This is a genomic window from Arthrobacter sp. AFG20 (genome assembly GCF_002892795.1).
Lineage (GTDB): Bacteria > Actinomycetota > Actinomycetes > Actinomycetales > Micrococcaceae > Arthrobacter.
In genome coordinates, this window is the sequence record NZ_PJMC01000001.1 from 220,814 (window position 1) to 242,672 (window position 21,859).

At 68.4% G+C, this 21,859-nt stretch carries 15 protein-coding genes and 1 pseudogene; 14 read left to right on the plus strand and 2 right to left on the minus strand.

Features of this window, described 5'->3' with window-relative positions:
- The first annotated feature begins 8 nt into the window (after positions 1 to 8).
- The 13 genes and pseudogenes from CXZ05_RS00945 to CXZ05_RS01005 all read left to right on the plus strand — a co-directional run bounded on the left by CXZ05_RS00945 (position 9) and on the right by CXZ05_RS01005 (position 17,666).
- Positions 9 to 1,427, plus strand: coding sequence for an RDD family protein (locus CXZ05_RS00945; RefSeq protein WP_146033024.1), 1,419 nt, complete (start codon positions 9 to 11; stop codon positions 1,425 to 1,427).
- On the plus strand, positions 1,424 to 2,302 hold the full coding sequence (locus tag CXZ05_RS00950; RefSeq protein WP_102970749.1) for a PP2C family serine/threonine-protein phosphatase: 879 nt from the start codon (positions 1,424 to 1,426) through the stop codon (positions 2,300 to 2,302). Before CXZ05_RS00945 ends, CXZ05_RS00950 begins: the two co-directional genes overlap by 4 nt.
- Positions 2,289 to 4,004 (plus strand): hypothetical protein, encoded by a 1,716-nt coding sequence (locus CXZ05_RS00955; protein ID WP_102970750.1) that lies wholly within the window; start codon positions 2,289 to 2,291, stop codon positions 4,002 to 4,004. The genes CXZ05_RS00950 and CXZ05_RS00955 overlap by 14 nt, the downstream gene beginning before the upstream one ends.
- The gene (locus CXZ05_RS00960) at positions 4,001 to 5,656 is read left to right on the plus strand and encodes a serine/threonine-protein kinase (protein WP_102970751.1); all 1,656 of its coding nucleotides are present in this window, start codon (positions 4,001 to 4,003) and stop codon (positions 5,654 to 5,656) included. The genes CXZ05_RS00955 and CXZ05_RS00960 overlap by 4 nt, the downstream gene beginning before the upstream one ends.
- A gap of 108 nt (positions 5,657 to 5,764) precedes the next feature.
- Positions 5,765 to 6,469 carry a hypothetical protein gene (locus CXZ05_RS00965; RefSeq protein WP_102970752.1) on the plus strand — a complete coding sequence of 235 codons (705 nt, stop codon included), beginning with the start codon at positions 5,765 to 5,767 and terminating at the stop codon, positions 6,467 to 6,469.
- Entirely contained in the window at positions 6,466 to 10,938 is a 4,473-nt protein-coding gene (locus CXZ05_RS00970) for an FtsK/SpoIIIE domain-containing protein (RefSeq protein WP_102970753.1), read from the plus strand. The genes CXZ05_RS00965 and CXZ05_RS00970 overlap by 4 nt, the downstream gene beginning before the upstream one ends.
- 221 nt (positions 10,939 to 11,159) lie before the next feature.
- Positions 11,160 to 11,453, plus strand: a complete 294-nt coding sequence (locus tag CXZ05_RS22930) for a hypothetical protein (RefSeq protein ID WP_180987211.1) — start codon at positions 11,160 to 11,162, stop codon at positions 11,451 to 11,453.
- Entirely contained in the window at positions 11,395 to 11,727 is a 333-nt protein-coding gene (locus tag CXZ05_RS00980; RefSeq protein ID WP_102970755.1) for a hypothetical protein, read from the plus strand. Before CXZ05_RS22930 ends, CXZ05_RS00980 begins: the two co-directional genes overlap by 59 nt.
- A gap of 50 nt (positions 11,728 to 11,777) precedes the next feature.
- Positions 11,778 to 14,072: an NAD-dependent DNA ligase LigA gene (ligA, locus tag CXZ05_RS00985; RefSeq protein ID WP_102970756.1), complete on the plus strand. Its 2,295-nt coding sequence runs from the start codon at positions 11,778 to 11,780 to the stop codon at positions 14,070 to 14,072.
- Positions 14,069 to 14,908 (plus strand): inositol monophosphatase family protein, encoded by an 840-nt coding sequence (locus CXZ05_RS00990; RefSeq protein ID WP_102970757.1) that lies wholly within the window; start codon positions 14,069 to 14,071, stop codon positions 14,906 to 14,908. The genes ligA and CXZ05_RS00990 overlap by 4 nt, the downstream gene beginning before the upstream one ends.
- 76 nt (positions 14,909 to 14,984) lie before the next feature.
- Entirely contained in the window at positions 14,985 to 15,497 is a 513-nt protein-coding gene (locus tag CXZ05_RS00995) for a GNAT family N-acetyltransferase (RefSeq protein WP_102970758.1), read from the plus strand.
- Between the two features lie 41 nt (positions 15,498 to 15,538).
- A complete protein-coding gene (locus tag CXZ05_RS01000) occupies positions 15,539 to 15,922 on the plus strand; it encodes a RidA family protein (protein ID WP_102970759.1) in 384 nt (127 codons plus the stop codon).
- Positions 15,923 to 16,087: 165 nt separating this feature from the next.
- Positions 16,088 to 17,666: pseudogene (locus CXZ05_RS01005) on the plus strand (DUF222 domain-containing protein).
- Positions 17,667 to 17,756: 90 nt separating this feature from the next.
- On the opposite strand, the gene CXZ05_RS01010 reads toward CXZ05_RS01005, so the two are convergent.
- Positions 17,757 to 18,419, minus strand: a complete 663-nt coding sequence (locus CXZ05_RS01010) for a response regulator (RefSeq protein WP_102970760.1) — start codon at positions 18,417 to 18,419, stop codon at positions 17,757 to 17,759.
- Positions 18,420 to 18,457: 38 nt separating this feature from the next.
- Positions 18,458 to 20,155, minus strand: a complete 1,698-nt coding sequence (locus CXZ05_RS01015; RefSeq protein ID WP_102970761.1) for an ATP-binding protein — start codon at positions 20,153 to 20,155, stop codon at positions 18,458 to 18,460.
- A gap of 202 nt (positions 20,156 to 20,357) precedes the next feature.
- Here CXZ05_RS01015 and CXZ05_RS01020 point away from each other — a divergent pair, with 202 nt between their 5' ends.
- Complete coding sequence (locus CXZ05_RS01020) at positions 20,358 to 21,857, plus strand: CitMHS family transporter (protein WP_102970762.1); 1,500 nt, start codon at positions 20,358 to 20,360, stop codon at positions 21,855 to 21,857.
- Positions 21,858 to 21,859 lie beyond the last annotated feature (2 nt).

A 21,859-nucleotide genomic window follows, 5' to 3' on the forward strand; every position in this document is an offset into this window, starting at 1 on the left:
GTTCGCCTGTGACCGGTGACGGACCCGTAGCTGCCGGGGGGTCCGGGGCTGCCGAGTTCACCGGGCCGTGCCCGCGCTGCGGGCAGCCTGTCCGCGCCGGGGCAAGCTTTTGTGGCGCGTGCGGGACGCCACTGTCTAACCGGGGACCCCGGCTCGACCGGGGAGCCACGCGCACTCCGGGAGTTCCGCCCGGCCTGGGCGGGAGGCAAGCGGCTCCGATTCCCGGTAGCATCCCGGTAGGGCTGGGGGAAGGAACGGATATGGCAGGCAAGCTCACGCTGGTTCCAGCGGCGCCGGGCAAGCGTCTCGGCGCCGCCGTCCTCGATTGGCTGGCCCCGGTGGCGATCCTGACCGTTCTGATGTCCTTCGGGTTCGCTGGCATCACCAGCACGCGGAGCGCCGGGCTCATCATTTACGACACGAGCCTGCTGGCCATCCTGTCGGGCCTTGGCGCCGGACTGGTGCTGGTCTACGCGTTCACCGTCGCCAGTGTCGAGGGCCGCTCCGGCAACACCATCGGCAACCGGCTCATGGGCATCCGCAGTGCCGACAAGGACGGCTACGCGCCTGGCCTCGGTGCTGTGTTCCTGCGGGGCATCGTGACCGGAGCCGGCATCCTGCTGACCGTCCTTGCCGCAGTATTGATGGCTGTTTTCAGGTTGTTCGACGCCGCCCTGCTCATCCTGGGGCCGTTGCTGCTCCTTGGGACGGCCTGGGCTGTGGTGGTGGTGCTCTCCAGCGCCTGGGACCGGAACGGCAGGCTCCGCGGATGGCATGACCGTGCGGCCAAGACCCTGGTGTTCGACGTCGTTCGTGGCCGCAACCCCGTGGCCACCGGGGGCATTGAAGGGCCGTACAGCTTCGCGCCCCTGGACCTGCCCCCGGTGCAGCAGGTGGCCTCGCCGGTTGCCTCCCGCACCCCGCTGGCTTCCAACACCACTGTTGCTTCCAACACCCAGGTTGCTTCCAGCACCACCGCTGAGCCGGCACCCCCTGGGGCCGCGGACGCCACCGATCATCCGGTCAACGCCGTCCACCCGGATGACGCCATGGACCGTACCCAGGTGCGCGCCGGGGCGCGCCAGGACGCCCCCGAGGCTGTGCTGAGGATAAGGCTCGACGACGGCCGCGACTTCCGCCTGGAGCGGACCGTCCTGATCGGCCGGAACCCTGCCCCCGCTGCTGGAGAATCGCAGGCCCAGCTGCTGCCGGTCCCGGACCCCGGCAGGACCATTTCCAAGACCCACCTCCACCTGCTCACGGACGGCACCGGGGTCTGGATAACCGACCGCCACTCGACCAACGGCAGCGCCGTCACCACACCCGACGGCATGCGCACGGCGCTGCAGCCGGGAGTGCCCGCATTTGTCAGCCCCGGAACCACAGTTCACTTCGGGGACCGCACCTTCAACGTAGGACACGCATGAATTCACAGCAGGCGGCCGGAACCCCAGGGACCGGCAGCGAGCCCGGCCTCAAGCTGAGCTATGGCTACGGAACGGACCGCGGCCTTCGCCGCGAGCTCAATGAGGACTCCTACATAGCCTCGGATCCTGTGTTCGCCGTGGCGGACGGCATGGGCGGCCACGAAGCCGGCGAGGTGGCCAGCGGCATGTGCGTGCGGGCACTGGCACAGCTGCCACAGCTGGCCACGGGGGAACGGACGGCCACCGCGGGAGTGGTGCAGCACTATCTGGCCAGCGCCGACGAATCGATCCGTTCCGCCACCGGCTCGCGGGCAGGGACCACGCTCAGCGGCGTGGTGGTGGTGGAACAGATGGGTGTTCCCTACTGGCTGGTTATGAACATCGGGGATTCCCGGACGTACCGGCTGAGCCAGGGCCGGCTCAGCCAAGTGAGCGTGGACCACTCCGAGGTCCAGGAGCTCGTCGAGAGCGGCGAGATCACGGCCGAGGAGGCCGCGGTGCATCCCCGCCGGCACGTCGTGACGCGCGCGCTGGGCGCTGGCGACGAGACTGAAGCCGACTACTGGCTCCTGCCCATAGAGGAAGGCGACCGGGTGATGGTGTGCTCGGACGGGCTCAACGGGGAACTGACGGACGGACAGATTCTGGATGTCCTCAGCACTGTCGAGGACCCGCAGGAGGCGGTGGACGCCCTGATCCAGGCAGCATTGCGGCGCGGAGGCCGGGACAACATCACGGTGATCGTCGTCGATGCCAGGAACGTGCTCAACGATGCAGGTGTGGCCACGACCGCACCCCGGACTGCCGCCGACGCGGAGGAGGAGGACACGCTGCCGCGTGCCGGAGCCGAGGATGCTGTCGATGGCCGCAGCTAGCTATGTCCCCGGCGGATGGCTAGGGCTCATCCGCTCGGGAACTGCGGTGATCCTCGACCCCGCCACCCCGGCGCCGCTGGTCGGCACGGTGTGGGATTTGCTGGAGACCAGCCCAGACGCAGCCGAGGTTTTGCATGCCGTGACGGGAGGGTTCGGTGCACCGCTGTCCGCCAGCCCGTGGTTCGGCATCATCGGGTTCAGCGACTCGCTGCGGGTGTTCCTGCGCGGTGACATCGACCTGACGGTCCAGCTTCCGTCGGGTCCCGTGAACCTCGACGGCCGGAACGTCACCACCTGGACCGAGCGCTGGCTGGACGCCCCCGAGTGGTTCAGCGTCTCGGCGCCGGCCGGGGCGGCATCCCGGCAGTCAGAGCTGCCTGTGGTGGAGGGGGCTGTTCTCCTGCAGTCACTGCGGGTCAATATTGCCGGATCAGTCGCTGCCCTGCCGGTCGGTGCTGTGCCAGCCGGCGCCGTGCCTGCCGGTGCCCTGCCTGCCGGGACTCATACTGCCGCCGAGCTTTCCGTCGCTCCGGAGGCCGAGGCCGCCTACTCCGAAGTGTCGGCTGAGACCATGGTGGGCCTCACCGAGGACGCGTCCGTCGGGGCAGAGGAACCGGAGGAACCGGAGGCTGCCGTGGCTGCAATCGAGGTGCCGGCCCAAGCGGATGAGCACGAGCCCGCCGCCGAACTCACCGGTTCAGTCACCGAATTCACCAGCTCGTACGACCATCTTTGGGACAAGACCGTGGTGCGCAGCATCGAGGAGGCCGCCGTGCGGACAGGCGAGGAGGACGACGGCGGCACTCCGGCCGCTGGGGAGACGGCGGTTCCGGACACGGCAGTTCCGGAAACTGTTGGTCAGGATACGGCGGACGAGGAAACAGGGGCTCAGGAAGCGCCAGCCCCGGCGCTCCCATCAGCCCCTTCGCAGGCAGGACTGATCGACTCGGTGCCGTGGGCGACCGGAGGAGATCGTGCCCCGGGACCGGAGGTCCCGCCGCAGTTCTCTGCACCGGAAGTCCCGCCGCAGTTTCCAGCGCCGGAGGTCCCGGCGTCGTTCGCCGGCCCCCACGTCCCGCCGTCGTTCATCTCCATGCCCGCCTCCCGCGAGGCTGCGGAAGGGGACCACGACGGTCAGACCATCCTCAAGAGCGAGCTCCCCAGCTCCGGAGCGCAGCAGGCAGGACAGGGACACGAAGGTGGCCAGGGCGCAGAACCCGGACAGGGCGGGGTGGCAGGCAACGGGCCACTCGTGCTCGCCCAGGTGTGCCCGGGCGGCCATGCCAACCCTCCCACCAGCAGCCAGTGCTTCACCTGCGGGATGCAGCTACCGGACGTGGCCGTGCAGGTGCCGCGCCCCAGGCTCGGCCGCCTGCGGCTGTCCACGGGCGAGCTGATCGACCTGGACGAGTCGATTGTGATCGGGCGGCAGCCGTCCGTGTCGCGGGTCCAGGGCGGCACCATGCCCCGGCTGGTCCAGGTGGCCAGCCCCGGCGGCGACATTTCGAGATCGCATGTGGAGGTCCGGCTCGAGGGCTGGCACGTGATGCTGTGCGACCTGAAAGCTACCAACGGCACCGTGCTGGTCCGCGAAGGGCAGCCGCCGCGGCGGCTTGCCCAGAATGAAATGGCCATTATCTTGGACGGCGACATCGCAGAACTCGGCGATGACGTTTCCTTGCGCTTTGAGGAGATCCTGTGAGTTCCAAGCGGCCGGCGGCCCCACCGCCCCGCATCCCCGGTTTCAGCTACGTGAGCCTGCTCGGCTCGGGCGGCTTCTCTGACGTCTACCTCTACGAGCAGGACCGGCCGCGCCGCAAGGTGGCGGTTAAAGTGCTGCTGTCCGGCCTCAAGACGGAGGGCGCCCGGCGCCGGTTTGAGTCCGAGGCCAACCTGATGGCCCAGCTGTCCTCGCACCCCTTCATCGTCACCATCTTCGAGGCCGAGGTGACCGAGGACGGGCATTCGTACCTCGCCATGGAATACTGCTCGCGGCCCAGCCTGGACGTCCGGTACCGGCGGCAGCGGTTCAGCGTCGACGAGGTCCTGGCCGTCGGCATCCAGGTGGCGTCCGCCGTCGAGACGGCCCACCGGGCCGGCATTGCCCACCGGGATATCAAACCCGCCAACATCCTGGTCACGGACTACAACCGCCCGGCACTCACCGACTTTGGCATCTCCGGCACGCTGGCCGGCGACGTCGATGAGGACGCGGGGATGTCCATCCCGTGGTCCCCGCCGGAACAGTTCCGCGACGGCAACGTCGACGGCGTGATGGTGGACGTGTGGGCCCTCGGCGCCACGCTGTATACACTGCTCGCCGGACGGTCGCCCTTCGTGCTGCCGGGGGCCGACAACTCCCAGCGCGAGCTCATTTCGCGCATCACCAGCATGCCCGTCCCGCGGCTGGGCCGGGCCGATGTGCCGGAATCCCTTGAACTGGCCCTGGCCACGGCAATGGCCAAGTCGCCGGCCTCGCGCTATTCGTCGGCTCATGCTTTTGCCCTTTCCCTGCAGCGGATCCAGGCCGAGCTCAACCTGTCCGTTACGCCGTTCGAGGTGCTCGAGGAACGCCATCAGGAGGACGTGGACCTGGACGACGGCGTCGAGGAGACGCGCGTCCGCAACGTCGCCTCCATCGACCCCGACCGGACCGGAAGCGCCCCGTTCCCGGCCCGCACCAAGCCGCTGGACGGAGGAGCTGCCGCGGGAACCCCGCCGGAGCTGGTGCCGGGTCCTGCTGCACCAGCGCCAGGGCCGGCCCGCGTGGCGCCCCAGGGCACATTTTCGACGGCAGGTGCCGCGGCGTCCCGGGAGCCTGCGGCGGTTACGCCGGCGGACGACTGGGCAGGCGCCACGGTCCTGCGCAGCAACCAACCGAAGGCTGCCGAGGATGATGCACCCGGCCAGGCGGGGGACCAGCCGGCCGATCATGGGAAGCGCAACCTGTGGCTCGCCATCTCCGGCGGAACGCTCCTGGTTCTGGCGGTCATCGTGGGCATTGTGGTGGCATCAGCTGCGCCGCAGACACAGGCCCGGCCCACGGAGACGGTCAGCAAGCCGCCCGCCGACGCCGTCGATGACGGGTCCGTGCCCGACGTCGCCAAGCTGGCCGGCAGCGCAGGCGCCCAGGGGAAGGTCCGCTTCACCTGGACCAACCCGCAGCCGAAGCCGGGGGACATGTACAAATGGCGGATCAAAACGGTCAAAGGCGGCGGAAGCTATCTGTCGACGTCGGCAACCCGGGTGGACGTCACTGCGAATCCGGCGGAACCCACCTGCGTCCAGGTCATCCTGGTCCGCAGCGACGGAACCGCATCACCGGCGGGCGAGGATTCCATCGCCTGCCTGTAGCCATGGCAGCTCCAACACCCGGCAGACTTAACATCCGGCAGCGGCAAGACGCGTAAGGCGTCAACAGCTGCCCAGCATCAAACAGCACCGACGACAAGACAGGGAAACATGGGAGACCTGGCCATAGATTTCTGCGGCGAGTGGTACGAGCCGGCCGATGAGGACATCTTCAGCATCGGCCGCGAGGGCGACCTGGAAGTGGACGACAACCCGTACCTGCACCGACGCTTCCTGCAGATCGCCAGGTATGACGGCATCTGGTGGCTCAGCAACGTGGGCAGTCGCCTCTCCGCCACGGTGGCCGACGGATCCGGCGGCATGCAGGCCTGGCTCTCGCCCGGCGCCCGGCTGCCGCTCGTCTTCAGCCACACCAGCATCATCTTCACGGCCGGACCCACCACCTATGAATTTGCCGTCCACCTGAAGACGCCGTCGTTCCGGCAGGAGGCCAGCAGCGAAACCAGCGGCGGTGACACCACCATCGGCCCGGTGGTCTTCACGGACTCGCAGAAAGCCCTCATCGTGGCGCTTGCCGAACCCATGCTCCGGCGCGAAGGCACCGGATTCACCGCCATTCCCTCCTCCGCGGAGGCGGCCCGGACCCTGGGCTGGGCCATCACCCGGTTTAACCGGAAGCTCGACAACGTGTGCGACAAACTGGACCGTGCCGGAGTGGCAGGCCTCCGGGGAGGCGGCGGGAAGCTGGCCACCAACCGCCGGGCACGCCTCGTCGAGCACGCTGTCACCTCACACCTGGTCACAGCCACCGACCTTCACCTCCTGGAAAAGATGCGCGGGGACAGCGAAGCATGAGGATCCGACTGACACTGCGCCGGGACCCCGCCGAGGCCAAGGACCTGGCAGTTACCGTGGACGGCCGGGCCACCGTCGCCGACATCGCCACCGAGCTGTGGACGGCGGACCCCGCCCGACGGCAGCAGCCTGCTCCGCCGAATCTCTCGCTCCGGATTGACGAGGCATTCGTAGCCGGCGGCATGCGCGGCATCGTCCTGGACCGGGCGGACAACCTCCTCGAGTCGGGACTGCGGCCCGGGTCGGTCGTTTCGCTCACCCAAGTCAGCGACCAGTTCGGGAACCCAAACGACGCCGGCCCGGCCGCAGACCGCGGCCCCGCCGCGGCGACGCTGCGCATAGTCTCCGGGCCCGACGTCGGACGGGAATTTTCCCTGCCCTCCGGCACCAGCTACATCGGACGGGACCGGGACGTAGACGTCCGGCTCACCGATCCCCTGACGTCGAAGCGGCACGCCCGCATCACCGTGGGGGAGAGCATCGAAATCGTCGACACGAACTCCGCCAACGGCCTCCAGATGGACGGTCTGCCGGTCACCCGTGCCACGCTGAACTCCTCGGACACCGTTACGCTGGGAGACACTGAGCTCACCGTGGTGCCGCTGGCGCGCAGCGGCGCGGCGACTCCGACGTCGCCCCTGGTGGACTTCAACCGATCCCCGCGGGTGATCCCACGGTTCGCCCCGGCCAAGCGCGTGCCCCCGGCCGGACCCAAGCGGCAGGAGCACCACCCCTTCCCCTACATCATGCTGATCGCCCCGCTGATGATGGGCGCGGTGCTGTTCGCGGTGACCCAGAGCATGATGTCAGTACTGTTCATGCTGATGATGCCCCTGTTCATTGTGGGCCACTACGTGGACCAGAAGCTGCGAAGCCAGCGCGAGCGCAAGGAACAGCTGAAGCAGTTCCGGGCGGCCATGGCCGCCTTCCGGCAGGACACCACCGAGCTGCAGCGCGTTGAGCGGGCCGTTCGGCTCCAGGAGGCGCCGTCCGTCAGTGACACCGTCGACTCCATCTACAAACTGGGTCCGCTGCTCTGGACCCACAGGCCGGAGCACTCCGGGTTCCTGGCGCTCCGGTTCGGGCTCGGCACTGTGCCCTCCAGGATTCCGTTCGAGGAGCCGAATTCCTCGGAAACCGAGACAGAGTACCGGCGCGAAATTGAGGGCTGCCTGGACCAGTTCCGGCAGATCGAGGGCGTGCCGGTGGTTTCGCAGCTGCGGACCGCCGGCTCGTTCGGCCTCGCCGGGCCGCGCGGACTCGTGGATGACGTGGCCCGGGGAGTGGTGCTGCAGCTCGTGGGCCTGCATTCCCCGGCGGAAGTAGCTGTTGCCGCCATCACCTCGGCCCGGTCCCGGGAACGCTGGAACTGGCTGCAGTGGCTGCCGCATGTCGGCTCGAGCCACAGCCCGGTCAGCGGCGACCACCTTGCTGCCGGCTCGGCAGGCGGCACCAGCCTGCTGTCCCGGCTCGAGGACCTCGTGGAACTCCGGGAAACTGCGATGCGTCCGCAGGGTCCAGCGCAGGGTCCGGCGCACCGGCCGGGCATCCCCGAGGAAACCGCGGATGTTCCGGCGCCGGTGCTGCCGTCGGTGCTGGTAATCATCGAGGACGACGCGCCGGTGGACCGTGGCCGGCTGACCCGGCTCGTGGAGCGTGGACCCGATACCGGTGTCCACGTCCTGTGGGTGGCTGCCGGCGTCGAATCCCTTCCGGCCGCCTGCCGTGACTTCCTGGCGGTGGACGGCGAACACGGCAACACCACCGGCCAGGTCCGGCTGGGACGCCACACCTACCCCGTGAGCTGTGAAAGCCTCGACGCCGAACTGGCAGGCCAGCTGGCCCGCATGCTCTCACCCGTGGTCGACGCCGGTAAACCGTTGGAGGACGACTCGAACCTGCCCCGCGCCGTGTCTTACGCGACGCTTATCGGCAAGGACTTCCTGGAAAATCCGCAGGCCGTGGCCGAACGCTGGCAGGAGAACAACTCCGTCCGCTCCACCGCCGTAGCCAACCGCAAGGACAACGGCTCGCTGCGCGCCCTGGTGGGTTCCAAGGGTGTGGAACCTCTCCACCTGGACCTCAAGAACGAGGGCCCGCACGCGCTGGTGGGCGGCACCACCGGCGCCGGCAAGTCCGAGTTCCTGCAGTCGTGGGTGATGGGCATGGCTACTGCGTACAGCCCGGACCGCGTCAGCTTCCTGTTTGTGGACTACAAGGGCGGCGCCGCTTTTGCTGACTGCGTCCACCTGCCGCACACCGTGGGTCTGGTCACCGACCTCTCGCCGCACCTCGTGCGCCGCGCCCTGACGTCCCTGCGGGCTGAGCTCCACTATCGGGAACACCTGCTCAACAGGAAAAAGGCCAAGGACCTGCTCTCGCTCCAGCGCGAGGCGGATCCCGAGGCCCCGCCCTACCTGGTGATCGTGGTGGACGAATTCGCTGCCCTGGCCACCGAGGTGCCCGAGTTCGTGGACGGCGTCGTCGACGTCGCCGCCCGCGGCCGGTCCCTCGGGCTGCACCTGATCCTCGCCACCCAGCGCCCCGCCGGCGTCATCAAGGAAAGCCTGCGCGCCAACACGAACCTTCGGGTGGCGCTGCGGATGGCCGATGAGGACGACGCCACGGACATCCTGGGCGTGCCGGACGCCGCGTACTTCGATCCCTCCATCCCGGGCCGCGGTGCGGCGAAAACCGGTCCGGGCCGCATCCAGGGTTTCCAGACCGGCTACGCCGGCGGCTGGACCACCGAACGCCCGCAGCGTCCGCAGATCGACATCGTGGAAATGGCCTTCGGGTCCGGTCCCGCCTGGGAAGCGCCGGCCCCCGGTACTGCGGTGCAGGATGAACCGGCCGGGCCCAACGACATCGCGAGGATGACCGCCAACGTCATCGCCGCCGCGGACCTGCTGGCCGTCGAACCGCCGCGGAAGCCGTGGCTGAACGAACTGGCCACCACCTACGACTTCTCGCTGCTGCCGAACCCGCGCACCGACGAACGGCTCCTGCTGGGCGTTGCGGACGACCCCGCCCGCCAGGACCAGCCAACCGTCTTCTATGAACCGGACAAGGATGGCAACATGGCCATCTACGGCACGGGCGGCTCAGGCAAGTCCGCCGCCCTGCGGGGCATCGCCATCGCCGCTGCCGTCACGCCCCGCGGCGGCCCCGTCCACGTCTACGGAATCGACTGCGGCTCCGCCGGGCTCAAAATGCTCGAAGAATTGCCGCACGTGGGCGGGATCATCAACGGCGACGACGTGGAACGCGTGGGCAGGCTGCTGCGCTGGCTCAGTGACCTCGCCGAGGACCGGGCAGCCCGTTTCGCAGAGGTCCGCGCCTCCACCATCGGGGAGTACCGCAAGCTTGCCGGCCTGCCGGATGAAAAGCGCATCTTCGTGCTGGTGGACGGCATGTCGGCCTTCCGCGAGGCCTATGAGTACAGCAAGCTCTCCGGCCTCTGGGACCTCTTCCTGCAGCTGGCGACCGACGGCCGTCCCTTGGGCATCCACCTCGTTGTTACCGGTGACCGCCCCAACTCCGTCCCGGCGTCGTTGCTTGCCTCCATCCAGCGAAGGCTGGTACTCCGGCTGAACGCCGAGGACGACTACCTGTCCATGGACGTGCCAAAGGACGTCCTGGGCCAGGCCTCGCCTCCGGGACGGGGGCTGCTGGGCGGCCACGAGGTGCAGCTCGCCGTCCTGGGCGGCAACTCCAACCTGGCGCTGCAGGCGCGCGAAGTCCACAAGCTCAGCGGGGCCATGCTCCGCCAGGGTGTGGAACGGGCTCCGCGGATCGAGCGGCTGCCCGAGCAGATCGACCTGGACATCCTGCCTGCCGGGCTGCCGGACCTTCCCGTGGTCGGCGTGGACGACGAAACGCTGCAGCCCGCCACGCTCATGGCCAAGGGCCCGCTGCTGCTCGCTGGCCCGCCCGGCGCCGGCCGGACCGTGGCCCTGGTGACCATGGCCTACGCGCTGCGCCGGTCCAACCCCGGCACCGAACTGGTTTACCTTGCCGCCAGGAAGTCCGCCGTGGCGTCCCTGCCGGTCTGGGACCGCTCGCTGGTGGGGGCCGACGACGTCGAGGAGGCGGTGGAAGCGCTCACGGACCACGCCTCGGCCAATCCGGGCAAGGTGGCCATCTTCATCGAGGGACTCACGGAGTTTACGGACACCCTGGCCGAGTCCGGCATCGGAAGGCTCGTGGCGGCGTCCATCAAGGCCGACCAGTGGGTGGTCGGGGAATCCGAAACGTCCACCTGGTCCTCAGCCTGGTCGCTCGCGCAGCCTTTCAAGTCGGGCAGGAGGGGGCTGCTGATCAACCCGGGCGACATCGACGGCGACAGCCTCCTCAACACGTCACTCGGACGCGTCGGCGCCGGCTTCATTCCGGGCCGCGGCTACATCGTCGGGAGGGGCAAGGTGCGCAAGCTCCAGATCGCGCTGCCGCCGGAAAGCCGACAGTAGTTGAGTATTAGTTAATTTGGTGCGCCGCGCGGGACTGTAGGAAGATACCCGGGACAAAACTCGGCGCGGGAGGGTCCCGCGCGGCTGCAAAGGTACTCCATGAACCGTCTTCCTCTTCTGCGCGGCGCGCTAGTGCCCGGAACTGCCGCTGCGATGCTGGCTTTCACGGTTGTGACCGGCGCCGCCGGGGCTGCCCAGGCTGCCTGTTTGCCGGAGGGACCGTGCTCGGAGTCGTCCACGCCTGTCGCTCCGCCGTCGTCCGGTTCCCCGGCACCGGCACCGGCCCCCGCCCCAACCCCGACGGCAACCGCCTCTGCCCCCGCGCCGCCGCCGACCCAGAAAGCGCCCGCACCTTCGCCGGCGCCGGCGCCCGTACAGCCGGCTCCCGCGCCCGTACAGCCGGTGCGACCGGCGGCCCCTGCGGCGCCGGTGCGGCCCATGGCGCCCGCGACTCGCATGGCTCCTGCGCCGGTCACACCGGCCGCCGCTCCCGCCGTCGTCCCGGCAGCGAATGACGGGATTGTGGCCGCGGTCCCCGCTGCAACACGGCCGGTGAGCCCAGCCTCCGCCAGCCCGGCCCCGTCGTCGTCGGCGTTTTCTGCCGAGTCCAGCTGGACCAAACCGATCGCCGCGCCCGCCGCCAGCCAGGCCGCCGCCGTCGTAGTCGCGGACAAGGGGCCCGGCATCGGCATCTTCGGCCTGTTCGCCGTCATGGGCGGCGTCCTCCTGGTGGGTCTGGGCGGACTGGCCTTCGCCCTGTGGAGCCGGAACCGCCCCGGTCACTGGTAGGGGGCCCGCCGCCTCGGCAAAATGTCCGGGCTGTAGGGCAAGATAGGTCTGTGAGCACACCATCAGGCCCCACAGACAGCGCAGCCACCGGAACGGACCAGCTTGAGCCGGGAGCCATTCCCTCTGAGTCCGTACGGGATGAGTACGAGAACCTGGCGGACCTCGTCCGGAAGTACCGCTTCGCGTACTACCAGGAGGACGAGCCGCTCGTCTCCGATGCCGAGTTCGATACTCTCTTTCGCCGGCTGGAGGAGCTCGAGGCGCTGCATCCGGAGCTCGTTTCCAATGACTCGCCCACCCAGGAGGTTGGCGGGGAAGTGTCCGCGGCGTTTGCCGCCGTCGAACACCTCCAGCGCATGTACAGCCTGGAGGACGTGTTCTCCATCGAGGAACTGCAGGCCTGGATCGCCAAGGCGGAGGCAGGGGTCGCCAAGTCCGGGAATCCGGAGGCCGCCTGGCTGACCGAACTGAAAATCGACGGCCTCGCCGTCAACCTGCTCTACCGGGACGGGAAACTGGTCCGGGCAGCCACCCGCGGCGACGGCACCACCGGCGAGGACATCACGCACAACGTGCTCACCATCAAGGAGATCCCGCAGCAGCTCAGCGGCAGCGGCTTTCCCGCCGAGATGGAAATCCGCGGCGAGGTGTTCATCCCGTCCAAGGCGTTCGCCGAATTCAACGAGGCGCTGATTGAAGCGGGCAAGGCTCCGCTGGCCAACCCGCGTAACGCCGCGGCCGGCTCGATCCGCCAGAAGGACCCGGCAGAAACCGCCAAGCGCCCGCTGCAGATGTTCGTCCACGGCATCGGCGCCCGCGAGGGCCTCCAGGCCGCCAGCCAGTCGGAGACCTACCGGCTGCTGGCGGAGTGGGGGCTGCCGGTCAGTCCGTACTTCGAGGTTCTCGGCAGCCCGGCCGAGGTGCTGAAGTTCATCGAGAATTACGGGGACAAGCGGCACAGCCTGCTCCACGAGATCGACGGCATCGTGGTGAAGATCGATGACTTCGCCACCCAGCGCGCCCTGGGCTACACCACGCGGGTTCCGCGCTGGGCCGTCGCCTACAAGTACCCGCCTGAGGAGGTGCACACCAAGCTCCTGGACATTGCCGTCAACGTCGGGCGCACCGGCCGCGTCACGCCGTTCGGGATCATGGAACCGGTCAAGGTGGCAGGATCCACCGTGGGAATGGCGACGCTGCACAACCAGGACGTGGTCAAGGCCAAGGGCGTCAAGATCGGCGACATCGTGGTGCTCCGGAAAGCCGGCGATGTCATCCCGGAGATCGTTGGCCCGGTGCTGGCGCTCCGGGACCAGCAGGACCCGCCGGTGCGTGACTTCGTCATGCCCACGGAATGCCCGTCCTGCGGCACGACGCTGGCGCCCGGGAAGGAAGGCGACGTGGACATCCGCTGCCCCAACGCCAGGTCCTGCCCGTCGCAGCTGCGTGAGCGCGTGTTCCACGTTGCCAGCCGGGGAGCATTCGACATCGAAGCCCTCGGCTGGGAGGCTGCGATCGCGCTGACCCAGCCGACGGAGCCTGAGGTCCCGCCGCTGGTCAGCGAGGCGGCCCTTTTTGACCTGACACCCGAGGACCTCGAACCGGTGAAGATCCGGCGCGAGAAGCGTTCCAAGGGTGTTCCCAGCGGCGAGTTCGAGCTGGTGCCGTACTTCTACAGCAAGGGCACCGCCAAGACGCCCTCGAAGCCGACGGCCACCACCGTGAAGCTCTTCAACGAACTCGAAAAGGCCAAGACCCAGCCGCTATGGCGTGTCCTGGTGGCGCTGTCCATCCGGCATGTCGGCCCCCGCGCGTCACGTGCCCTGGCCAACCACTTCGGCACCATGGACGCCATCCGGGGAGCCTCGGAGGAGGAACTCGCGGGGGTGGACGGCGTCGGCCCCACCATCGCCGCGGCCCTCAAGGAATGGTTCGCCGAGGACTGGCACGTCGACATCATCGACCGCTGGGCAGCCGCCGGGGTCCGGATGAAGGATGAGCGGGACGAGTCCACACCGCGCACCCTCGAGGGGCTGACCGTGGTGGTCACCGGGACCCTGGAAGGCTTCAGCCGCGACGAGGCCAAGGAGGCCATCCTGGTCCGCGGCGGCAAGGCGGCAGGGTCGGTGTCGAAGAAGACCAGCTACCTGGTGGCCGGTGATAACGCCGGCACCAAGCGGGACAAGGCCGAGCAGTTGGGTGTGCCCATCCTGGACGAGGACGGGTTCCGGGAGCTGCTGGCCAACGGGCCCGCCGGGGCTGACGCGGATGGTGCTGCTGCGAAAGCCCCGGCTGAGGATTCTGAGGCATCGCCGCACCGGGCCGACGGGGAGGATTCCGAATGACACCGGATACCGCAAACACCTTCGATGTGACCGGGCTCCTCGCCGTGGCCAAGGCCGCCGCGGCTGCCGGTGCCGGGGTGCTTGGCGAACGCAGCAACGGCGCATTGGACTCGGGGACCGTCACCAACAAGGGCGAAGCCGGCGACTGGGTTACCGCCTTCGACGTGGCTGCCGAGGAAGCCGTGCGCACCGTTATCCGCAGTGCGCGGCCGGACGACGTGATCACCGGCGAGGAGCACGGGACAACACGCCCCGAGAAACCGACGGGGATGCGGTGGTCCATTGATCCGCTCGACGGGACCACCAACTTCATCCGCAATATCGTCTACTACGCAACCTCAGTGGCTGTTGCCGATTCCGACGGCGTCTGGCTGGCCGGCGTCGTCCACGCCCCCGCGCTGGGTCGCGTGTATTACGCATCCAGGGGCCAAGGCGCGTGGCTGGAACAGGACGGAAAAAGGGTCCAGCTCACCGGCCCGGCTTCCGGCCGCACCGGCCAGATCCTGTCCACAGGCTTCAGCTATGACCCCGAGGTGCGGGCAGAGCAGTTCGCGGCGCTGGGCAGCTTCGTAGACGGCTTCGCCGATGTCCGCCGGCTCGGCTCGGCTGCCCTGGACCTCTGCATGGTCGCCGACGGAACAGTCGATGCCTTCGGCGAGCGTGGCCTGAATGAGCACGACTTCGCCGCTGGCGCCCTGGTGGCCGAGGAGGCCGGTTGCTGGGTGCGGCGCCCCCGGCTTACCAGCCCGCTTGAAGGAGGGCCCTCCGCCGAGGAACGGCTGTCGGCCTGGACATGCGCGGGCACGCTCGAGATGTCAGGCAAGTTCCCGCTGTAGGCGCAGACCTGATAGTTCAGTCACGGAAACAGCTGTTTCGCAGAGCGCATCGGATGGACGGCACTACCATTGACGGGTGCAGCCGCAGATCACCGTCCGTCCCGCCGTCCCCGCCGACTACGCGGCCATCGCCCGTATTACCCGGGACGCCTATCTGGCGGCGGGATACTTCGAGAGCGCGGACCACCCGTACATGAAGCAGATCCAGGACGTCGCCACACGAGCGGACCGGGCCACCATCTGGGTGGCGGAGCGCGCCGGCCAAATCGTCGGTTCGGTGACCCTGGCGCTGGCCGGTGAGAAGTACGCCGACATCGCGCTGGACGACGAGCTTGAGTTCCGCATGCTGGTGGTGGATCCGGCCGTGCAGCGCAGCGGCGCCGGCCGGGCCATGGTCGAAGCGATCATCGCGCACGCCAGGACGCTGGACGGTATCCGTGCCGTGGCACTGACCACCGGCGGGGACTGGGAAAGCGCCCACGGGCTGTACCGGAAGACAGGCTTCCGCCGGGCGCCCGAGCGCGACTGGTATGTGCCGGGCACCGACATAAAGCTGCTGGTTTTCAGGCTGGACGTCCAGCCCGCCTAGAGTGGAGCCGACTTAAAACCCCTAGTGAAAGGCGCAGCAGCATGCGCAAGACGTTCGGCACCGGCTCGGTCTGGGAACAGAAGCTCGGCTACTCCCGCGCGGTCCGGGTGGACAACACGCTCTACATCTCCGCCACCTCTGCCAGCGGCGAGAACGGCATCGTCGGCAACGACTTCTACGAGCAGACCCAGTTCATCCTGCAGAAGCTGGAGACCGTCCTGGCCGACGCCGGATTCGCGCTCGCCGACGTCGTGCAGTCCAAGCTGTACCTGACGGACATCAGCAAGTGGGAGGACGCCGGTCGAGCGCACGGCGAGGTTTTCGGCGAGATCCGCCCCACGTTGTCGCTGGTCCACGTGCTGCCGTTCCTGGATCCTGAAATGCTTGTGGAGATCGAACTCGTCGCGCAGAAGAGCGCCAGCTAGAACTTCCCTGCCTCAAGCGCGAACTGGCAGCAGATGCCCTCAAATCCCGGGTTTGAGGGCGTTTCCTGCCAGTTCGCGCTTTTGTTTTCCCGACGCCTAGTCCCCGGCGCAGGTGCCTGGCTCGCCCGACGCTAAATTGTCAGTGGGGCGTGAAAGGCTTCGGGTATGGAAAGCCGTACAGCTGTGGAGACGGTGGAGGCCATCGACGCCTCGGTCTCTGCGCTGGCTGCTTTTGTTCGCCGCGCGACGGGAAACGCGGTCCCCGGGACAGACGGTGTGGCTCTCACGGGTGATCCGGACAGCGCAGGTGTTGATCCGTTGCGGGACCAGGCCGACGCGCACCTGGACGGCCTGGCTGAGCTGGCCAAAGTCGAGGCTCAGCTCGCGGCGCTGAAGGTGCAGCTCGTCGCCGGGTATGCCAAGGCCGAGAAGGCCTTGGCGTCGCCGGCCGAGTCCCCGCAGGACCGCACCGTCAGGGAGATGGCTGTGACCTCGGAGATCGCGTGTGTCCTGACCATCAGCGAACGCGCCGCCAGTGCACTGCTGTGCGACGCGCTTGAACTGACCACCGTCCGGCCGCTGACGCTGTCCGCGCTGCAGGCAGGGGCCCTGTCGTGGCAGCACGCCCGGATCATGGTCGACGAGACCGCGAACCTCGATCCTGCCGGGGCTGCGGCGCTGGAGGCACACTTCCTGGACCCGGACGCGCCGGAGGCGGCCCGCGGCATCCCGGCTGGGGAGCTTGTCCCCTGCGTTCCGGGCGAAGGTGCGTACCTGGCGGGAGCGGCACCACCCGGTCAGCATCGAAAAACGCCATGCCCGCAGTACGGCGGACCGGCGGGTGGAGTACGCCCCGGACCGTGACGGGATGGCCTGGTTCTCGGCCTATCTGCCCGCGGACCAGGCGGCTGGGATCTGGGACCGCACCACCGGCGCGGCGCGGGCCATGCAGGGACCGGACGAGGCTAGGACCCTCACCCAGCTCCGCGCCGACGTCACCTCAGCCTGGCTTCTCACCGCAGGCCTCGAACAGCTACCACCCGCCATCCCGGACGCAGCCGGTGATGGCGCTGCGGACGGCAGCTTCCCCGGCACGGATCCGGCCGGTTTGCTTCCTGCCGGTGGTGTGCCCTCGCCCGTGGCCCAGGTCCTGGTCACCGTTCCGGCGCTTTCCCTGCTCGGCATGACTGAGGAACCTGCCATGCTCGACGGGTATGGGCCGATCCCGCCGTCAATGGCCCGTGCACTAGTCGCCGATGGGGCGACTTCGTTCCGGAGGGTTCTGATAGACCCCCGCGACGGCGCACCGTTGGAGATCGGACGGACCAGCTACCGCATCCCCAAACCACTGCGGCAGTGGCTCCGGCTTCGGGATGCCAAATGCACGTTCCCCAACTGCAACAACCATTCCCTGGACAACGAGGCCGACCACCTCCTTGCCTGGGCCCGCGGTGGACCTACCGGAATCAGTAACCTGGCCCAACCATGTCCTAAACATCACCGGCTCAAACACAACTCGGCTTGGACGCCCACCGCCGCCAGCGCAAACGACCCGCCTGGGTGGACCTCGCCCAACGGCCGGCACTATCCCAGCGAACAACCCGACTGGGAACCACCCCACTGGCCACCACACACCCAAGCCCTACTCAAGGCGCTTGACTCTGGCGTGCCTGAACAATCCGGCCTGCCCGAAAGCTCCGCTCCTCCCGAGACAGCGCCGGGGACAGTCAGGGAAGCAGCCTAAAAGGCGAGCTGACCATGCGCGAACTCGCAGCAGATGCCCTCAAATCCCGGGCTTGAGGGCGTTACCTGCCAGTTCGCGCTATTTGGAGGGCTACTGCGGCGGGAGGCCGTAGCGGTGTTCGGGCCGGCCGGTGGTGCCGTAGCGGAGCTGGATCTCGACGGCCCCGTCGTCCGCGAGCGAGGACAGGTACCGCTGCGCGGTGGCCCGGGACACGCCGACGCGCCTTGCGACATCGGCTGCCGAGTACTGCTCGCCGGGCACCAGCGACTCCAGCACCGCCGCCTCCGTGGCGGATCTGGGCTTGGCCGACGGCGAGACATCACCCGGAATGAGCGCCCGCTTTGCCCGCTCCACGGTGTCCTGGTCCAGGGAACCGGGCTGGCCGAGGATACGACGGTACCGGGCATAGGAGCGCAGTTGCTGCGACAGGGATTCGGCGGTGAACGGCTTGAGCAGGTATCCGAGGGCGCCCCGCCGGAACGCTGTCCGCAGTGACGCCGCATCCGACGCCGCACTGAGAATCATCGTGTCCACGTCCAGCTGATGCAGGAGGTCAAGGCCAGACGCGTCCGGCAGGTACACGTCCAGCAGCACCAGGTCCGGGCGCAGGCTGTGGATGGACTGCAGGGCCAGCGACGCCGAACCCGCCGGGGGCAGCGCCAGGAACCCGGCCACGGAATCCACATAGGCCGCGTGGAGCTTGGCGACGTGGAAGTCGTCATCCACGATCAGCACCCTGAAATCCTCAGACATCCTCGTCCTTCCGTCCGGTCTTCATAGTCTTTGCGCAGTCAGTCTTTCCGCGCCGTGGTGGTGCCTGGCAGCGTGGCCATGAACACGGCACCGGGTCCGCCGGCGTTGCCGGGTTCCAGCACCGTGACGTCGCCCCCGCGCCGCCGCGCCAGCTGCCGCGCCAATGCCAGGCCCAGGCCCTGGCCGCCGGCGCGGACCTGTCCCTGGAGAGCACCGCCGCCCGCCGTCGTAAACCCCTCGGCGAACACCGCCTCCGGGTCGCCGCCGTCCGGCAGCCCGTCGCCGGAATCGGCGACGACGACGTGCAGGGTGCCGCCGCCGCCCTCCTCATCCAGGAGCTCCAGCTCCACCCAGCGCTCGGCGGCCGTGCCGGCCACCGCCGCGTTGACCGCGTTGTCGATCAGGTTTCCGAGCACCGTGGTGACGTCCTGCGGCTCCGTAACCTGGCCGCGCACCAGGGTCTCGGGCCCGATCCGCAACGATACCCCCCGCTCATCGGCTTCCACGCCCTTGGCCCCGATAAAGGCCTGCAAGTAGGGGTCCTGCAGCAGTTCGGCCTGGTCCACAGGGAACTTCAGCGGCCCTGTGGCCGCGATCCGCTCAAGGTAAGTGCGCGCTTGCTGGTGCTGTCCGATGCTCATGAACCCCGCGATCGTGTGCAGCTGGTTGGCGAACTCATGCCGCTGCGCCCGCAGCGCGGTAGACATGGTTCCCACGGCGTCGAGCTGCCTGGTCAGGTGCTGGAGTTCGGTGCGGTCACGGAGCATGACCACCCAGCCCAGGTCTTCACGGCGGTGCAGCGCCTTCCGGGCGCTGGCCACGAGGACCTGCTCCCCGGCCACCAGTTCCACGGCCTCGCCCTCACGGGCGTCGGGCAGCGTGAGGGCCTTGAGCCGGGCCGGAACCGGGGCGTCCTGCCAGAGCTGGCCGGAGAGATCGGGCTGGCCAAGGAGCCGCTGGGCCGCGGCGTTGAATACGCTAATCCGGCCGTCGGCGGAGATGCCCACGACGCCCTCGTCCACCCCTTCCAGGACCGCCACCTGGTCGTGCACCAGCGCGCCGATTTCCTCCGGTTCGAGGCCGAGCGTGAGCCGCTGCAGCCGGCGCCGGAGCAGGAATGACGCCAGGACCCCGGCGGCCAGCGAGCCGGCCGCTGTCAGCACGATTGGCACGATGTCCCGGGCGAGGCTCTGGCCGATGGACTCGGTGGAATAGCCGACGCTGACCTCGCCCACCACGGAACCGGAACCGGAACCCGGGGCAAACACCGGGACCTTCGCCCCGGCCGACGGGCCCAGCGTGCCGGTGTTGCGGGTGGTCACCTCGCGGCCGGCAAGTGCCTCGGACGGGTCCGTACTTACGCGCTCGCCCAGCCGGTCGGCGTCGGGATGGGCCAGCCGCAGCCCCGTTTCGTCGGTGATCACCACGAACAGGGCCCCGGTACTGGTCCGGGCGCCCTCGGCCACTGCCATGAGCGGCCCGGCCTTCAGTTCCGCGGGCGGGGGAGTGCCCGCCTGCCGGCTGATGGCCTGCACGTTGGCGCGGACTGAAGGGTCCGAGGCCACGGTACGGGCAAGGGTCAGGGCCTGGTTTTCCGCCTCGCGGCCCAGCCGTTCGAACGTCAGCCACGCGTGTACCGCGCCGCTGAGGAGCACGACGAGGAGCACCACGCCCAGCTGCAGGAGCAACGTCTGCGTGGAGAACCTGAGCGGAAGCCTGCCGGGCGGGCTCATCATGGCACTCCTTTGTGGGTCGGGGCGGGCGGGCTGCAGGGCGGTTCGGGCCGGCAGCGGGGCGTTTGAGCAGAATGAGCAAAATGCTCCCAATAAGCAGTATGCCAATCAATTGAGCCAAAGGCACTGCCGTGATCGGGGCCACTCTAATCTCTGTAGTACGCATCACACCGGGGTGGTGCTGTTCACTTAGAAGGAGCCGGCTGTGCTGGTATTACTTGGATTCGCCATGATCGCGGTTTTCATGGTGCTGATCATGACGAAGAAGTTGACGCCAGTGCTGGCGCTGATCATCGTCCCCACCGTTTTCGGTCTTTTCGCAGGTGCCGGCCTCGGCATCGGCGACATGGTCATGGACTCAATGAAGTCCATGACCTCCACGGCGGCGCTGCTGATGTTCGCCATCATCTACTTCGGCTTGATGATCGACGTCGGGCTGTTCGATCCGCTGGTCCGGTTCATTCTGCGCAAGCTCGGTAATGACCCCGCCAAGGTGGTCCTGGGCACCGCCCTGCTGGCCGCTGCCGTGTCCCTCGACGGCGACGGTTCCACCACCTTCATCCTCACCACGGCCGCCATGCTGCCGATCTACCTCCGCCTGAAGATGAGCCCTGTGGTCCTCACCTGCGTGGCCGGCCTGGCCAACGGCACCATGAACATCGTTCCTTGGGGTGGCCCCACGGCCCGCGCCGCCAGCGCCCTGAAGATCGACGTCAACGACGTCTTCGTTCCGATGGTTCCGTCGCTGATCGCCGGCCTCGCCGTCGTCCTGGTCTTCGCTTGGGTCCTCGGCCTGCAGGAACGCAACCGCCTCCGCGCCACGCAGCCGGAAATCTGGGGCACGCCGTCCACGGCAGAACAGTTCACGGCTGAAGTGTTCGACGGCGGAGCTCCCGCCGGCGGCGGCCGCGGTGGTTCGGTCGGTTCCGGTCGTGGGTCTGCACCTGTCCCGGCAACGGGTGGCCCCGCCCTCGGCGGTTCCCCTGAAGGTTCGTCCGTCGCTGTCCTGGAACGCACCGAGATCCTGGTCGACGACAGCGACACCGCCATGGCGGACACCGCCCTTGACCCCAACCGCAAGACCCTGCGCCCCAAGCTGCAGTGGTTCAACCTGGCCCTCACCGTCGCCGTCATGGGCATGCTCATCGCCGACCTCGTGCCCCTGCCGTACGTCTTCATGGTGGGCTCGGCCATCGCCCTGCTGGTGAACTTCCCGCACGTCAAGGACCAGGGCGCACAGCTCGTGGCCCACGCACCGTCCATCGTCGCCGTCGTCAGCATGGTCATGGCCGCCGCAGTCCTCACTGGTGTGCTCAAGGGCACCGGCATGGTCGAGGCCATGTCCGCCTGGCTGGTCCAGATCATCCCGTCCAGCATGGGACCGTTCATGGCAGTCATCACGGGCCTCCTCAGCATCCCCATGACGTTCTTCATGAGCAACGACGCCTTCTACTTCGGTGTGCTGCCGGTCCTGAGCGAGACCGCTGCCCACTACGGCATCAGCGCCGCCGAGATGGCCCGTGCCTCCATCACCGGCCAGCCGTTCCACATGCAGAGCCCGCTGGTTCCCGCGATCCTGCTCCTGGTCTCCCTGGCCAAGGTGGACCTGGGTGACCACCATAAGAAGGTCCTCTGGAGGAGCGCAGTAGTAGCCCTCGTCATGCTGGCAGTAGCAGTCCTGACCGGAGCGATCGGCATCCACTAGCC

Bases quoted from the DNA above. Each gene is read 5' to 3' on its own strand.
- CXZ05_RS00950 (WP_102970749.1), top strand. From the start codon at position 1,424: ATGAATTCACAGCAGGCGGCCGGAACCCCAGGGACCGGCAGCGAGCCC.
- CXZ05_RS00955 (WP_102970750.1), top strand. From the start codon at position 2,289: ATGGCCGCAGCTAGCTATGTCCCCGGCGGATGGCTAGGGCTCATCCGC.
- CXZ05_RS00965 (WP_102970752.1), top strand. From the start codon at position 5,765: ATGGGAGACCTGGCCATAGATTTCTGCGGCGAGTGGTACGAGCCGGCC.
- CXZ05_RS00970 (WP_102970753.1), top strand. From the start codon at position 6,466: ATGAGGATCCGACTGACACTGCGCCGGGACCCCGCCGAGGCCAAGGAC.
- CXZ05_RS00980 (WP_102970755.1), top strand. From the start codon at position 11,395: ATGGCTCCTGCGCCGGTCACACCGGCCGCCGCTCCCGCCGTCGTCCCG.
- CXZ05_RS00990 (WP_102970757.1), top strand. From the start codon at position 14,069: ATGACACCGGATACCGCAAACACCTTCGATGTGACCGGGCTCCTCGCC.
- CXZ05_RS01000 (WP_102970759.1), top strand. From the start codon at position 15,539: ATGCGCAAGACGTTCGGCACCGGCTCGGTCTGGGAACAGAAGCTCGGC.
- CXZ05_RS01010 (WP_102970760.1), bottom strand. From the start codon at position 18,419: ATGTCTGAGGATTTCAGGGTGCTGATCGTGGATGACGACTTCCACGTC.
- CXZ05_RS01015 (WP_102970761.1), bottom strand. From the start codon at position 20,155: ATGATGAGCCCGCCCGGCAGGCTTCCGCTCAGGTTCTCCACGCAGACG.